General features: G+C 41.1%; 9 protein-coding genes. 8 read left to right on the plus strand and 1 reads right to left on the minus strand.

Annotation, left to right across the window (positions count from 1 at the left end; translation table 11 throughout):
- Positions 1-23: 23 nt before the first annotated feature.
- The gene (locus tag EHS13_RS07200) at positions 24-1,595 is read right to left on the minus strand and encodes a response regulator (protein WP_155699689.1); all 1,572 of its coding nucleotides are present in this window, start codon (positions 1,593-1,595) and stop codon (positions 24-26) included.
- 183 nt (positions 1,596-1,778) lie between these two features.
- Between EHS13_RS07200 and EHS13_RS07205 the strand changes: the two genes are divergently transcribed.
- The 8 genes from EHS13_RS07205 (at position 1,779) to EHS13_RS07240 (ending at position 16,409) form a co-directional block, all read left to right on the plus strand.
- Positions 1,779-2,753 (plus strand): ABC transporter permease, encoded by a 975-nt coding sequence (locus EHS13_RS07205; RefSeq protein WP_227013822.1) that lies wholly within the window; start codon positions 1,779-1,781, stop codon positions 2,751-2,753.
- A 35-nt stretch (positions 2,754-2,788) separates the two neighbouring features.
- Positions 2,789-3,676, plus strand: a complete 888-nt coding sequence (locus tag EHS13_RS07210; RefSeq protein ID WP_155699690.1) for a carbohydrate ABC transporter permease — start codon at positions 2,789-2,791, stop codon at positions 3,674-3,676.
- Between the two features lie 114 nt (positions 3,677-3,790).
- Entirely contained in the window at positions 3,791-5,428 is a 1,638-nt protein-coding gene (locus EHS13_RS07215) for an extracellular solute-binding protein (protein ID WP_155699691.1), read from the plus strand.
- Positions 5,429-5,530: 102 nt separating this feature from the next.
- Complete coding sequence (locus EHS13_RS07220) at positions 5,531-10,453, plus strand: S-layer homology domain-containing protein (protein ID WP_155699692.1); 4,923 nt, start codon at positions 5,531-5,533, stop codon at positions 10,451-10,453.
- 154 nt (positions 10,454-10,607) lie between these two features.
- Entirely contained in the window at positions 10,608-12,629 is a 2,022-nt protein-coding gene (locus EHS13_RS07225; protein WP_155699693.1) for an alpha-galactosidase, read from the plus strand.
- Between the two features lie 28 nt (positions 12,630-12,657).
- Complete coding sequence (locus tag EHS13_RS07230) at positions 12,658-14,781, plus strand: alpha-galactosidase (protein WP_155699694.1); 2,124 nt, start codon at positions 12,658-12,660, stop codon at positions 14,779-14,781.
- A gap of 220 nt (positions 14,782-15,001) precedes the next feature.
- Positions 15,002-15,421 (plus strand): hypothetical protein, encoded by a 420-nt coding sequence (locus EHS13_RS07235; RefSeq protein WP_155699695.1) that lies wholly within the window; start codon positions 15,002-15,004, stop codon positions 15,419-15,421.
- Between the two features lie 127 nt (positions 15,422-15,548).
- A complete protein-coding gene (locus EHS13_RS07240; protein WP_155699696.1) occupies positions 15,549-16,409 on the plus strand; it encodes a protein kinase family protein in 861 nt (286 codons plus the stop codon).
- Positions 16,410-16,427: the final 18 nt, after the last annotated feature.

Below are 16,427 nucleotides of genomic sequence, written 5' to 3' on the forward strand. Positions count from 1 at the left end.
CTCCTTTGCAATAAACGAAACGATCAATCCTTGAGTATAAGCTTACGATATTCCATTGGTGTAGTTCCATTGATCTTTTGAAAGATGGAGCAGAAATAAGAGACGCTATCATAGCCCACTTTAACTGAAATTTCATTGATCTTTAACGAGCGATCCTTCAATAATTCGATAGCCAGGTTTATCCGTCTTTTGGTGATATACTCGAGAACGGTTTCTCCTGTTCTTTCTTTAAAGATGATTCGCATGTAATTGGGCGACAGAAAAACTTCCTTGGATATTTCTTCAACCGTAAGCACCTTATGTAAAGATTGATCTATATAATGGCTGATCTTTTGAACAATTCGCGCTTTAGGATCCTGATCTTTACGAGCCAATTCGGCGATAATGGTTTCACAGATTTGCAGCAGATCAGCTTCGATTTTGTCAATCGTTTCAGATTCCTGCAAGCGGCTCAATTGCTTGGAAAACAGTAGATCCGGGTTGATATCATCAGATTGAACCATAAATTGCTGTCCCAGCGACTTAATTAAATGAATGACTCCAGCTATGATTAAATCACGGTGGATGTGGTCTGTTTTTAAAGACTGAAAAAACTTGCGTAATTCCATAACCGTTTCAATTGTTTTCATTTGTGAAATCGAACGGAATAAAGACAGCAGCAACGAATCCATATCAAGGTTGATCCGGTTAATTGTATTCAACTCTGGAAAGTGGATTAAGCTGCCTTTACCGGCATAAAATTTATAGGCGTTTGCTTCTTTTGCTTCGATTAATAAATGATGTATGGATTTCAACTGATTTTCGGCTTGAGACAAGCCCACGGTCAGTGATAGAGCATAAGTATCCTCGGCAGTTAGCTGCAGCTCCTTCCAAAAAAGCTGCTCATTTTGTTCAAATAAATGGGGCTTCACATAATGAAGTACTGCAAATGTATAATTTCCGCAGGGAATCCAATAAACATCGGAGCAAGCGTCTTGCTCCTCTTTGTATTTCTTTAGCTTCTTTTCAAGCGTTGTATCCAAGGAATTGTCGTTTGAAGGTAAATCCAAATGATCGATCGTCACATAAGCAAGGTAAAACTGCCCTGTAGCAGGAAGTGAAGCAGGGAGTAGGGTCAATAGATGCACCAATTCCACCCGCCGTGTTTCATCCGACTCTTCCATTAATTCCTTTAAATATTTCTCCATTAGCAGATAGCTGGAATGGTGGATTAATCGTTCTTCCTCGCATTTCGTTTTGATTCTTTCTATGAGGAAACGCAATTCCGTTAAATCAATCGGCTTCAATAAATAACCAGAAGCATCTACGGAAAAGGCAGATTTGATATATTCATATTCGTCATGTCCGCTTAGAAATACAATCTTAATCGATTTGTTATATTGTCTTGCACGATAAGCGAATTCCAAACCATTTAAGATAGGCATGCGTACATCGGTGAGAATGATATCGGGTTTGTACTGCTCTAGCTTTTGTAAAGCTTCTTTCCCGTTCTTAGCGGTTGCTACAACCTCGACCCCCATTTCATGCCAAGGAACATAGTTTGTCAGCATGTCTAACTCTAGTTTTTCATCATCCACGAGTAATATCTGATACATCTCTCATCACTCTCCTTGAGTTATGTCCCTATTCTACAGGATAATGCTGCATTTCAACAATGACTTGGATCTAAGAGAGATGCTTTACGCTACAAATCTGTAGAACCTATTATATTTAACATCCGAAGATGGTGCTAACATATAGACTATAGAAAGTAAGCGGATACACAAGGAGGAGCGCTATTGCAACCATACACATTGACCACGAAAACCGAGTTTCTCCCGCCAAAAAAGAAATACCAGAGATTAGCCAAGCTCTCTAGGCAAAAGTATTTGTTCATGATGATTCTGCCGGCATTTATTGTAACAACCCTTTTTGCATATGGCCCGATGTTCGGGTTATATATGGCCTTTATTAATTACAGCCCTGGGGGCGGTTCGTTTTTTTCACAATTCTTTCATAGCGAATTTGTAGGGTTTAGTTGGTTCCATTATTTTTTTAATAATGGAGATTTTTATATCATTATGCGGAATACCTTGGCTACGAGCGGGCTTAGCTTGCTCATTGGCTTTCCAGCACCTATACTTCTAGCTTTAATCATTAATGAGGTACGTCAAGGCTTCTTTAAAAAATTCGTCCAAACCGCTTCTTATCTTCCTTATTTCATCTCATGGGTTATTGCAGCGAATATTATTGTCACCTTCCTTTCTTCACAAGGGATTTTGAATAAATTACTCGTGCTGTTTCATCTTACAGATCAGCCTGTCCAATTTTTACAGAACGGCCACTATTTCTGGATTATTATCGCGATTTCGAACATGTGGAAGGATATGGGGTTCAATTCAATCATGTATCTTGCGGCTATTGCAGCGATTAATCCAGAGGTTTACGAAGCAGCCCGAGTGGATGGAGCCAACAAAATCAAACAAATGGTTCATGTTACCCTCCCGGCGCTTCGACCAACTATTGTGATTCTTATGATCCTTGCCATCGGCGGTATCTTGAACGCAGGCTTCGATCAGCAATATTTATTGCAGAATACAACAGTTTTGCATTATTCGGAAGTTATTGATACGTATGCTTACCGTTATGGTTTGCAGAACAGCATGTTTTCCTATGGTGCGGCGGTTGGAATGTTTAAATCGGTCGTGGCTCTAGTACTTGTTATCTCAGTTAATGCCATATCTAAAAAGGTCAATGAGGTATCCTTGTTTTGAGAACATCTAGGCAACCAGAAGGGAAGGAATAGCATATGCGTTTGAAAATTGAAGACCGCTTGTTTACATTTATCGTTTATTTTATTCTCCTGTTCGTTACTGTGATCACTTTATATCCGTTTTGGAATATTCTTGTGCTCTCGATTAATGATAGTCAGGACACCATTAAAGGCGGTGTATATTTATGGCCGCGTGTGCTTAACTTTAGCAGCTATAAACAAATTTTAGTGGATCGCGAAATTCTGGATGCTGTGAAGGTGACGGTTGCCAGAACAGTGATTGGCACGCCGCTTTCTATTATGGTCATTACCCTGCTGGCTTTTCCACTAAGCAAACGAGAGCTACTGGGCGGTAAAGCCATCTCCCTTTATTTTATCTTCACAATGTATTTTGGCGGGGGGTTGATTCCCTACTATATGATTCTGAAAAGCTTGCATCTGATCGACACGTTTTCTGTATTTATCATTCCAGGTTTGATGAACGTGTTCTATGTGATCCTTGTTCGCACATTCATCCAGCAGCTTCCTCCTGAAATGGAAGAATCGGCGAGAATAGACGGTGCCAATGATCTTCAAACCTTTTTTAAATTAATCCTGCCTTTAACAACGCCGGTCTTGGCGACAATAGGTTTGTTCATAGCCATAGGACATTGGAATGCTTGGTTCGATGCTTATGTGTTTACATACAACCCCAAATTAAAAACGTTGCAATCGGTATTAGTGAAAATATTAAATCAATATCAAACCGGCAGCATGATTACCAGTGCACAAGCACTTGCCAATTCGGAGAAACGATTGTCGGTTTCGCCTGATTCATTACGGATGGCAGCAACAATGGTAGCCACTTTGCCAATCATTCTGATCTATCCTTTTGTTCAAAAATATTTTGTCAGAGGGATGATGCTAGGTGCAATTAAGAGCTAATTAAAATTTAATAAGGGAGGTGATGGCAGCAAGGCTGTAAGTAAAAGTATAATGGTTAGATATCTTTATAGAATGGCAATAGCTAAACTCAATTATATTTTAGGGGGAAGAACCATGTTGAATGCTCGTAAATCGATCGCCTTATTATTGGCGCTTATGTTAGTTCTGATTGTATTTTCTGGTTGCGCCAAAAAAGCGGATAACGGCGCTGCTGCTACTAATGCCCCATCCGCCACAGATGCCGCCGTAGTTAGTCCGGCAGCTACCGATGATAATACTCCGATTAAACTTACTTTTTTTGATATGAACACTGGGGATGCTTTTGATAATGCGGTTGCTAAGGAAATTACCAAACGCACCGGAATCACATTAGAGATTCAACAACCAACAGGGAATCCGAGTGAAAAGCTGAATCTTATGCTAGCAAGCAGTGATTTGCCGGATATGGTCTTAATGTCTCGCGGCAGTGATGTTGTGGCTAAATACACAGCGGCAGGCGCAATCATTCCATTAAACGATTTAATCGATAAATTAGGACCTGATGTATCTAAAATGTATGGTGATACTTTGAAGAAAACCCGTTATTCGGATGGCAAGAATTATTATCTGTCGAATTGGTATGGACTTGAGAATGAGCCCGTATTTGGGATGAATCTTCGTAAGGATATCATTAAAGAGCTAGCGCCGGATAAAGCAGACGGCGGGACACCCTTTACTACGGATGAATTTGCAGCTTTGTTGAAGAGCTATAAAGATAAGTATCCGCAAGTAGATGGAAAGACAACCATTCCTTTATCGATGAGCGGCGAGAATATGGGAGCTACATTGGGAACGTTCAAGGGAATGTGGGGGTTAAAGTCTTATTTCGATGACAATGGTGTGTTGAAATATGATGTTAAGGATCCGAAGTATAAAGAAATGATTCAGTTCATGAACAAGTTATTCCGTGATGGTTTGATGGATCAGGAATGGGCGATTAATAAAAACCAAACATGGGAGCAGAAGATCTCCAATGGAATTGTATTTGCTTCAACAGGGGCTTATTGGGATTTAGGGAATGCGAATACAGCTTTGAAGAAGATAGGTGGAGACGACAAGCAATTATATCCGTATAAAGTGATTGCTCCAGGAGTAGACCCTGCGAAAACTACCTTTGGAGGCAGAAGCTCGCTTGGTTGGGATGCGATAGCAATTACAAAAGCTAATAAATATCCAGAGAGAACTATGAAATTGATTAATTTTCTAGCAAGTGAGGAAGGGCAATATTTATTAATGTGGGGTGTTGAAGGTAAAGATTGGGATTTGAAGGATGGCAAGCACGTGCCGAAACCTGAAACGCTTCAAGGCTTTAAAGACGACTGGGGTGGATATGTCAAGAAAACGGGGATCCGCAAATGGACATGGTTTATCAAAAATGGGCCAGGTACCGACGGAACGCCATTGGATTTAGCTGGAAGATTTATACGCGGTGATATCGATAAAATGGCATTAAAAAATCTTGCTGACTCCGTTTGGGATACATCACCTTATGACAATTTAGGACCTGTTGGCGGTACGCCAGAAACTTTACTGGCTCAAAAGATACAGGACGTCATGACTCAGGGGATTACTAAGATGATTCTCGCCAAGTCTGATGCCGATTTAAACAGCACATATGACAAAATGCTTGTAGATATGAAAAGTGCTGGTGATTCCAAAGTCGAGAGCATTATCAACGAAAACTACAATACACGAATGAAGCTTTGGAATTAATGATTATTAATTAAGCAAATGGAGGAAGTCAATGCGATTTATGCTTGGCTTCCTTATTCTATGAACTTGTTCACTAAAATTTATTTATAGAGGAGTTTAAGCATGCGAAAAATAACTTCCAAGTGTTGTTTGCTATTAGTCTTGTTTTCAATTATTTTCTTGTCAGGGGGTAATCCGTATATCATAAATCTCGATAATGCGGGATCTTTTTTAAAACCCAATTCGGCTTATGCTTCGAGTACAGAGGCAACTTATGCTTATGCTCAGACCTATGAGGCTGAAGCAGTCGCAAATATCTTAGTCGGGAATGCAGGTATAAGCAACTGCAGCAGCTGTTCAGGCGGAAAAAAGGTGGGGAATTTATATCAAGGCGCTTCGCTCCAATTCAACGAGATACATGCAAGTGAAGCGGGCGCTTATAATATTATCGTTTCCTACCTATCTGGTGACCCGCGTGCTTTTGAGATTAGTGTGAACGGAGGTCCATCACAGAATTATGCTTTCGAAAAATTAGCAGATTGGAATACGGTTGGCACACAAACCGTTACCGTGCAGCTAGCGAAAGGGGATAATACAATCCTGTTCGCTGATGGCGGGCAATATTCTCCTGATATCGATAAAATTGTTGTGTTACCGATTAATCAAAGCTATGAGGCAGAGGCGTCAGGGAACATTTTGACGGGGCATGCAGGGATAGGTGACTGTACTTATTGCTCAGGTGAGAAAAAAGTTGGCAATCTTTATCAAGGTTCATCCGTGTTATTCAATGGGATAACGGCTAGCGTTTATGGGGTTTATAAAGTCTCGGTTTTCTACATTTCAGGAGATCCTCGAACAGCAGAGCTAAGTGTTAATGGCGGTGAAGCACAGCACATTACCTTCGAGAAAACAGCTGATTGGAGTACTATCGGCAGTATGGATATGCTGCTCCCGCTTATACCTGGCGATAACACCTTGTTATTTAGCGATGGCGGTCAATACAGCCCTGACATTGACAGGATTGTAGTGACTCCCGTGAGTCAAAACTATGAGGCAGAGGCTTCAGTGAATACTAAAACGGGCAATGCTTCTACGGGAAATTGTGACTATTGTTCAGGTGGAAGTAAGGTGGGTGGCGTGTATCAAGGCTCCTCATTGGCTTTTCATGAAATTAATGTAAGCACATCTGGAAGCTATACGATGACGGTTTATTATATTTCAGGAGATCCCCGCGCTGCTAACATAAGCGTGAACGGCGGTGAAGCTCAGAATATTCTATTCGACAAAACAGTGGATTGGAGTACATTGGGGAGCCAAATCATCCCGATTAATTTAAAAGCAGGCAGTAATACGATTCTGTTCGCAGATGGCGGTCAATACTCTCCAGATTTCGATAAAATTGTGATAGCGCAAAGTCAGAGCAGCAATGTGCAGGCTTGTGAGAAGGTTAGCGGCGACGCTGCAGCTCCAGGTGAACAGATTGCGGAACAATCCTTTGGTGCTTTCTTTCACGCCGCTGAGTATGAACATGCCGTTGTTCTGACGGGAGCTAATGGGCAGAAAGTAACTTATCAATTGGACAGCGGGCTGGCAGATTATGCGTGGAACGATAAAATTATTGCCCGGGGAATATACAGCAAATTTGGAGATGCTGCAAGCAGCTGTTACTCGTCACATAACTTCTCTATGTCTGATATCCAGCCAATTCATGATGGTTTTGGCGATGGAGTTGTAGTTAAGTTTGTGAACGAGAATGTAGATAGTCCGACGATTAATCAGCTTTATTATTTTTATCCAGAAATTAATTACTTCTTTACTCGGACGGAAGTGGTGAATGAAACGCCGATCAGCACTAATTATCTGGCGCCTTTGGTAACTAATACAGATAGAGGGATTGACCTTGGCAGCTATGCCGATGATAGGGTGCTAACAGTTCCTTTTGACAATGATCAATGGGTTCGCTATCAGGCTTTGTCGATTAATTCTTCAGACACAAGTCAAGAAGTAACGGCAATTTATGACAATACGAATAGGAACGGTTTGATTGTAGGGTCTGTTTCGCATGATACTTGGAAAACAGGCATTCATTTTACAGGCGACAATAACAGACTAAACAATCTTGAATTATACGGGGGTTCATCCTCTGGGAAAACTCATGATACAGTTCCGCATGGCAGTCTCACAGGTACAAACCTCTGGTCACCAATGGCTTTTGTGGGATATTTCGCTGATTATCGCACAGGGCTGGAGGAATATGCCAAGGCCAATGCTGTAATAACTCCACCACTTTCATTTAGCGCTACTGTTCCGCATGAGGTCCCCGTTGGCTGGAATAGCTGGGCGGCTTATGGAAGCAGCTTAAGCTACCAGAATGTAATCGATACATCGGATTATTTTAAAACTCATTTACAGAGCAATGGCTTTGCCAACAAAGGCAATGTCTACATTAATCTGGATTCTTATTGGGATAACTTATCCGATACCCAGCTGGCTAACGCAGTTGCAAGGATTCACCAAAATGGCCAGAAAGCCGGTATTTATTGGGCTCCCTTTGTTTACTGGGGCGATAATATGAATCATTTTGTTGAAGGTGCGGAGCTCTATAATTATGGAGATATTGTTCTAAAAGATGATAATGGCGTTGTTCTGCCGAAGCTGGATGGTGCCTATGCGCTTGATCCGACAAATCCGGGGACTAAGCAAAGAATGGATTATTTTCTCAATAAGTTTAAGAATCTCGGAATGGAGTATATCAAGCTTGATTTTCTGACACATGGTTCACTAGAAGGCGACCACTTTGATCCTGCTGTTCAAACAGGTATCCAAGCCTATAATCAGGGAATGGCTTATGTAGCCAACATAGTCGGAGATTCGATGTTTATCAGCGAATCGATTGCTCCGCTGTTTCCAAGCCAATATGGCCATGCCCGCAGACTAGCAACGGATACGTTTGGCAGTATTGCCGATACAGAATATCAGTTGAATGCACTCACTTACGGATGGTGGCAGAATGGAACGATTTATCCTTATACCGATCCTGATCATATGGCACTTACTCGTGCAAATACGTTAACTGAAGCAAGATCCAGAGTGAATTCAGCTGTTGTTTCAGGTACGGTATTTTTCGATTCCGATGATGTTCATAACACTTCGGCACAGGAATATCTAACATCACTGCTTACCAAGGCTAGTGTTCTGGATGTAGTAACTAAAGGCAAAGCATTCAAGCCGGTTGAGGGCAATACCGGCTCGAAAGCAACGGATACCTTTGTCCTGAATGATCAAGGCACCTATTATTTGGCTGTTTTCAATTACAGTAACTCAGCTGTCAATAAAACAGTCAACCTGAGTCGGGCTGGCTTGGGAGGCAGCAGTGAGTACAAGCTAACGGATCTATGGACGGATCAAGTAACTGGGGTGCAGGGTTCACTTAATGTAAGCCTCGCTCCTACGGAATCCAAGCTTTATAAGCTCTCTTCAGTAGGATCGATGTGGTCCTCCGATAGCCATCTTGATGTTGTGATGGGTACGGTGAATGCACAATTAACATGGTCTGTCGCTCAGGATGAGCATGGGATTGAAAGCTATGTTGTTTATAAGGATCAAACATTATATGAAACAGTAAGCGGGAATGTATATGGTTTGGCAGTTAGCGGATTGAGTCCGGGTACAGCTTATACATTTACGGTTCAAGCTAAAAATTTAAATGGTGAAATTTCGACAGATGGACCCTCTGTGCAAGCTGTTACTGGGGGCAGTAATAATGACAATCCTGGAAATCCCGGCTCAACGGCTCCGGCAACTCCTGGATCAACTGTGAACGAGCCCAAAGTGACGGATATTCCAACGGCTGTGAAAGCGGGAGATTTAAGCTCAGGGATTCAAATTCAAGGAGAGAAAAACGGAATAAGCATACTAGTAATGGATGAAGGAAAAACCCTAGCATCCATTGCTTCTCAGGAGAAAGGTACTAACTATTATGCTATAGAGGTTTCAAATCCAACTAGTAACACAGGCATTTCGATTGAACTAAATGCAAAGATCATCAACGCCGCACTGTTAAAAGGTGGTAAGGATACGATTATAGAAATTATTAGTCCGTTTGGTAATTACAAGCTGCCGTTGCAATCCTTGGAGTTACCTTTAGGAACAAAGGTATTGATTGTCATTTCTAAAGCGGATGAAGCAACACTTCTGAAGGTTAAAGCTGCGACTGCCTCCGGTTTTCAGGTTGGGGAGGTAATAAACTTTGAAGTGATTACAACCGATGCTGGAGGAGTATCGAAAAAGGTAGAAGGCTTTGGCAACATCTATATTGAGCGTTCTATCCATTTGGGTGCTGTCGATCCGTCGAATTTAGCAGCGGTTATGTTGATGGATGATGGCAGTATTGTACCGGTGCCAGCCTTATTTGAAAAACAGACGAACGGCACTTATACAGCTGTGATAAACCGAACGGGCAACAGCACGTATGCAATTCTAACTGGAGCTAAAAGTTTTGCCGACATTCAAGGACATTGGGCTCAAGATAGTATAGAAACCATGGCATCACGCTTGTTGGTTAATGGTCAAACGGATACTAGCTTTGCTCCGAATAAATCCGTTACAAGAGCTGAGTTTACTAATCAATTGGTCAGGGCGCTAGGTTTATCCGATCGAACGTCTGTCATTAAATTTGCAGATGTTACTGAAGCAAGCTGGTTTGCTGAAGGGGTTGCAGTAGCAGCTTCGATTGGCTTGGTTAATGGCTATGAGGACGGTACATTTAGGCCGAATAACAGCATATCCCGCGAAGAGATAGCGGTCCTGCTGTCCAGAGCAATTGTTTTTGCACAGAAGCAAGTCGCGATCGGTGGCGATCTCAGTGAATATAAGGATGCATCTTCAGTTGCAAGCTGGTCGCTTGCGTCGATGCAATCAGCCGTCAAAGCAGGCTTTATCCAAGGGGATCAAGCTCATAGGCTGCTTCCTTCCGCTCAAGCTACCCGTGCAGAGGCAACTGTCATGTTAGCGCGATTGCTGCGATATGTCCAATTTATTAATTGAGTATGCAGATATTTTAAAGGGTGAGAAAGATCTCCATATTGATATGGGGGATCTTTCTCATTGATAGAGTAAAAGTAACTAGGGGGGAAGCTGCCATTATTCGAGGTTTAACACCTCGTTGTAAGTTAGTTCTTAAGATAAAGGAGGAAACACTATGTCCGGGTACAACGGCTTTGAGATTTTTTTGGATCCAAAAACGGGAATTCTTGAGTTTCAATGGGCAAACGGGGCTAAAATATCCAATATTTATAGTGCGGTACAATTAGGTGGTATTCTGCTGCGTACACTTGACGCGGATGAGCATGAGGTCCAATTTAGTTCGCTTCCAGAGGCTCATCAGAAATATGGAAAGGGAGTAGAATGGGTCATTCAGCATCGTTCATTTGGCAAGCCGCTGCTCACTCAAATCATTACTGCCTATGAAAATACATCTTTTTGTTTTATGCGTTTAGAGGTAAAAGGTGGAACTCCAGAGGAAATTCTGTCAACCAATTACATGGCACCGCTAATCACTATTTCATCAGCTGAACTACATGATTCTGTTCTAAAGCTAAATACTGGGGATCAATCTGAAATCCAGGTGCTGCTTATCCCTTTCGATAACGATAAGTGGGTTAGGTATCAATCAGTTACTATGCCTAATGAACTTGAAAGCTATGAGCTAACCTCTATCTACGATCCGCAATCGCGGAATGGGTTTGTCCTGGGTTCGGTCAAACATGATGTATGGAAAACAGGTGTTAAAATCCAAGGCACGGATCGTGGAAAAATTGGGGAAATAGAGATATATGGCGGGGCAGCTGGGGAATACACTCGAGATACGATACCACACGGGAACATTACGGGAAATAAACTGACAGCACCAATGCTATTTATCGGATATTATGACGATTATCGGCTGGGCTTAAGCGAATATGGAAATGCAAATGCTGAGCTTATTCCGGCAATGCCTTGGCATGATGGAGTTCCTTTTGGCTGGAACAGCTGGTCAGCAGCAGGCGATAAGCTCGATTATGCTCAATATGTGCATACCTCCGAATTTATCAAAACTCAGCTGCAAGATAATTATTTTCATAATAATGGAAATGTCTATATTAACTTCGACGCTTTCTCCGACAATTTATCGAAAGATGAGTTTTTCCAAGCTGTGAACACAGTTCGCAAGAACGGACAAAAGCCAGGAATTTATTGGACGCCGTTCACCTTTTGGGGAAAGGATCATGATCGTTTGGTCGAGGGAACAGATGGAAAATACAGGTATCGAGATATATTGTTACGGGACAGAAATGGGAATATCCTGCCAGAGCTTGACGGAGGATTAGCGATTGACCCAACTCACCCGGCTAATTTATTGAGAGCGGACTATCATCTGGATCATTTTATAGATTGGGGCTTTGAATATATTAAGCTGGATTTTTTAGGGCACGGCGCTTTGGAAGGCAAGCATGCCGATTCTCAGATTGAAACGGGGATACAAGCCTATAATTGGGGGATGTCCTATATTCGTGAGAAATTGGATCCGATTCGCATAGGCAGGCCATTTTTTATAAGTCTGTCCATTGCACCGTTATTTCCACACCAATATGCTCACAGTCGGAGGATTTCCTGCGATGCTTTTGGAACCTTAGAAGATACAGAATATATGCTCAATGGGCTGACTTACGGCTGGTGGATTAATAATTCACTATATCGATACAATGACCCCGATCATACGGTTTTATACAAAAGCTATAATCAACGGGCTACCAGCTGGCACGAAGGCAGAAGCCGTTTAAATGCTTCCATTATTGCTGGAACCGTTCTGTTGCTTGGTGACGACTTTAGAATAGAGGAGGCTCAGAAAAGAGCGATCCACTGGGCAACAAATGCTGAATTATTGGCGCTTGCACAAAAAGGAGATTCCTTCATTCTTCTTGAAAGCAAGTTTGGTGGGCAGGCTGCGAATATTTTTTTCCTCAATGATGACTTGAATGGATATCTGTATCTCGCCATTTTCAATTTTAGCTTATCTGAATCGGCTATAATTCCCATTTCACTCCAACGATTAGCAGTTCAGAATGAACAGAGCTATAGAATTTATGATCTGTGGGATAAAACGGATTATCCGGGCAAAGGAGATTTAGTGGTCGAGCTTAAGGCTAGCGAATCTAAGATAGTGCGGCTGCAGTTTAGTTAAATTTGTTGTTTTCGAAGGAGAATGTATTATGCGGGGCATAGGAGTGACCCAAAGCAGGCTAATAAAAATAATCGTTATTGCTGCGATAGTTATTGGGCTTTCATCAGCATTTGGAATTTTACTAAACAATTATAAAATGAACAAATCACGTACGATAAACCAAGTAACGATTATTAACAAGGACATGATTACGACAGTATCCAACGGAAAGGTACAGCTTCAGTATGATCGTAAATCTGGCCTCACCACTTTGGATTGGGGACAGGACCATAAGCTATCAAACTTATACAGCTCCTATAAAGCGGGTGATAAATTAATCACCAGCTCATCCTACAGTGAGCATTTACAGGTGAATAAGATTCAAACGATACAGGATGAATTTGGCCAAGGTACCATTGTTTCTTTTGAGAATAAATCCAAAGGGAACCCATCCATATTGCAGCACTTCACGTTCTATGATGGAAATCCAAATCTATTCATAGATGTTGTTATATTGTCTGCGACTCGTATTTCTACAGCCTATATTTCACCGTTATCTGTTGATTCAGCCGCTATATCGATGAAGTCGGGCAAAGATAACCGTGTTCTGTTAGTGCCCTTCGATAATGATTCTTGGTCCCGATTTCAAGGAGTCTCAGCAGATGGGAATGGAATGAGTTATGAAGTTACCGCAGCTTATGATAATGAGAGTAGAAACGGGTACGTAATTGGATCCCTCTCTCATGATATTTGGAAAACAGGGCTGAAGTTTAAAGGAAACTCAACAGGTATCGAGCAATTGGAAGTGTACGGTGGAGTCGCTGATGAGCATACAAGAGATACACAACCTCATGCAAAAATCGACGGTATCAGGCTTGCATCTCCACAGATTTTTGTGGGATATTACGCGGATTGGCGAGATGGTATGGAGTCATATGGGCATGCGAATGCTGCACGTAATGGTGTTCTGAAATGGGATGGAGGTGTCCCATTCGGTTGGAACAGTTGGGGAACGATTCAGTCTAATTTGGATTACGAAACGGCCGTGTTTCATTCTGACTATATAAAAGAGCATTTGCAGAATAATCAATTTAATAATCAGAATGAGGTCTATATCAATCTGGACTCTTACTGGGATAACTTAAGCCCACAGCAATTAGAAGAATTTGTGAAGCATGTTCATGAGAATGGCCAAAAAGCAGGTATTTATTGGGCTCCATTTGTTTACTGGGGGGATGATGTTTCGCAAATTGCGGAGGGAGGGGACTATTCTTTTCTGGATTTAATTATGAAGAAGAGTGATGGTTCATTGCTCCCCAAATTAGATGGTGCCTTCCCTTTGGACCCGACGCATCCGGGAACACAGCTTCGAATTGATGCTTTCATCGACCGCTTCAAAAAGCTTGGCTTTGAGTATATCAAATTGGATTTTTTAACACACGCCTCTTTGGAGGGCAAGCATTACAATCCGACGATACAAACCGGCATGCAAGCTTATAATGAAGGAATGAGATATGTAACAGAACGAATTGGAAATCAGATGTTCATTAGTCAAGCCATCTCGCCGATTTTTCCAAGTCAATATGCACATGCGAGACGCATATCCTGTGATGCATTTGGAGTTATCAGCGGAGTAAAGGATTCAACGGAATATATGCTGAACAATCTCACCTATGGCTGGTGGCAGAATGGAACTATCTACTCTTATACGGATCCAGATCATATTAAATTAACCCAAGATCCTATGGAAGCGCAAAGTCGCGTAACTTCAGCGGTTATAGCAGGCACGGTCTATCTGGATGGAGATGATTTAAGAAATCCTGTTTCGCAGGTCATTGCGGAAGCTAATCTGACCAATTCTGCAGTAAATGAAATTGCGCGTAAAGGAAGCGCATTTCGGCCGCTTGAAGGTAATTCTGGAATAGATTCTGGCGATACATTTACTTTGCACGATGAAAAAAACGACTATATAGCAGTTTTTAATTTTCAAACCAGTGAAAGTAAATCGAAAACGATTTCACTTTTCCGAGCAGGGCTGAAGCCGGATATGGCATATTCAATTGTTGATCTATGGTCAGGGCGAAAGTTTACAGCAACGAATCTATTAACACTTAATCTGGCTCCAAAGCAATCCATGTTACTCAAGCTGACAGAACTAACTCCAAATAATTAGTTAAGAAGTAAATGAAATGTATACAAGGGAGCTGTTACAGCTTTTACTTGGAGCAATGAGAAAGAACAAGCCAACAAGATTCGGCTTGTTCTTTTTTTCTATTAAATGGTACATTAATTGTAAGGGAACTAGGTAGCTATTTTTTTGGTTTATGGGTAAAATACCCAAAAATGCAACCTTGGCAGAAATATAGCGTCTAAGCTGTTAAGGGAGTTGATTTATGTTGAAACGAATGAGCTTAATTTTTATTTGTAGTCTTATATTGTTAGCCTCTTGTGATACTTTCAGCTCTAACCCAAATAATCAGATAAATGAAATGAGCAATCAGCAATTAGTAGGCTTAAAGCCTGTTGTAAAAAAACTTTTTATGGAACACCTTAAAAATGAAGAGAAACAAACTGTACCCATAGATAGTAGGATAATTAACTTTATTGTGCATGACGATATAAAGATATTTAAAAACGACGAAAATACTTTTTTTATAGTTGACTACGATACATTGCCTGCATCAAAGGATTTTGTAGTTGCAGGAGGTGGCGAATTGAATGAGGACGGCTGGGTAAAAAATCGTGAACTTTATGTTGATGTTCAAAAGAGTGATGGAGAATATCAAATAAAGTCATTAAGTTCTGGACCATGATTCCCTATTCCCTTACATGCAGAATAGTTGGTTAAAACGAAACTTTATCTTGAACACTCTCCAGAACAACCCTATTCTCTAATAGAATGAAGATTCATTTAATCGTTGGATAAAGGGCGGATTCAGAATGTTAGAAAAAGTAGATATTAACAGTATTATTGAAAATCTCTATGAGAAAGGCTTAATCGATAACACTGTTGTTGCAACTAATAATAAGACAGGATCTACAGATGGGCTTGTTTATATTCTTTCAGAGCACAACGAAGAGAAGTACGTTTTGAAAATAGATCGTCCGCTACAAATTAGCATGGTTGAACAATTTCTTCATACTTATCAGCACATTAAACTATTACCTGAAATTTTCTATACAGATCCTGCAAAAGCGTTTATCGTCTGTTCATATATTTCGGGTACAACTCATTATAATCGTGGTTTAAAAATAAATTGGATGACCATTTTGGTGCTAGAGCTCTTCAATCATTATGAACAATATCTACAAACGGACAAGTGGGGAAGGCTGGAATCACCAATTCAGTCTTGGAGTGAGTGGAACAATCGGAGTTTGGAGGGTACCAGAAATGATTGGGGAAGCCTTTTACCCATTGAGGATTATTATAGAATGAAATCAATTGTTGAAAACATATCGAAAAGCGAAGAGTATGGAGCTAGATATTTATTGCATGGGGATACGGGTGTGCATAATTTTGTATTTCATCAACTCTCATTAGCTGGTGTTATTGATCCTTCTCCGATGATCGGTCCTTTGCTATATGATTTTACTTACGCTTTTTGCTCCTCTCCAGATGATTTAAACCTAGAAACTTTAATGGCAACTTTCACTTTGCTCAATCATGAACCAATCGAGAGATCAAGGCTAATTGAAGCCGTAATCTTTCAACTTTATTGTCGCATTGGGATCTGTATACAACACCATCCACATGATCTAGAAGGTTACTTAAAGGCGTGGGAATACTGGAAATCCTATTAGTCTGAGGGGAGTGAGAGA

The organism is Paenibacillus psychroresistens (assembly GCF_009728935.1).
Classification (GTDB): domain Bacteria; phylum Bacillota; class Bacilli; order Paenibacillales; family NBRC-103111; genus Paenibacillus_AC; species Paenibacillus_AC psychroresistens.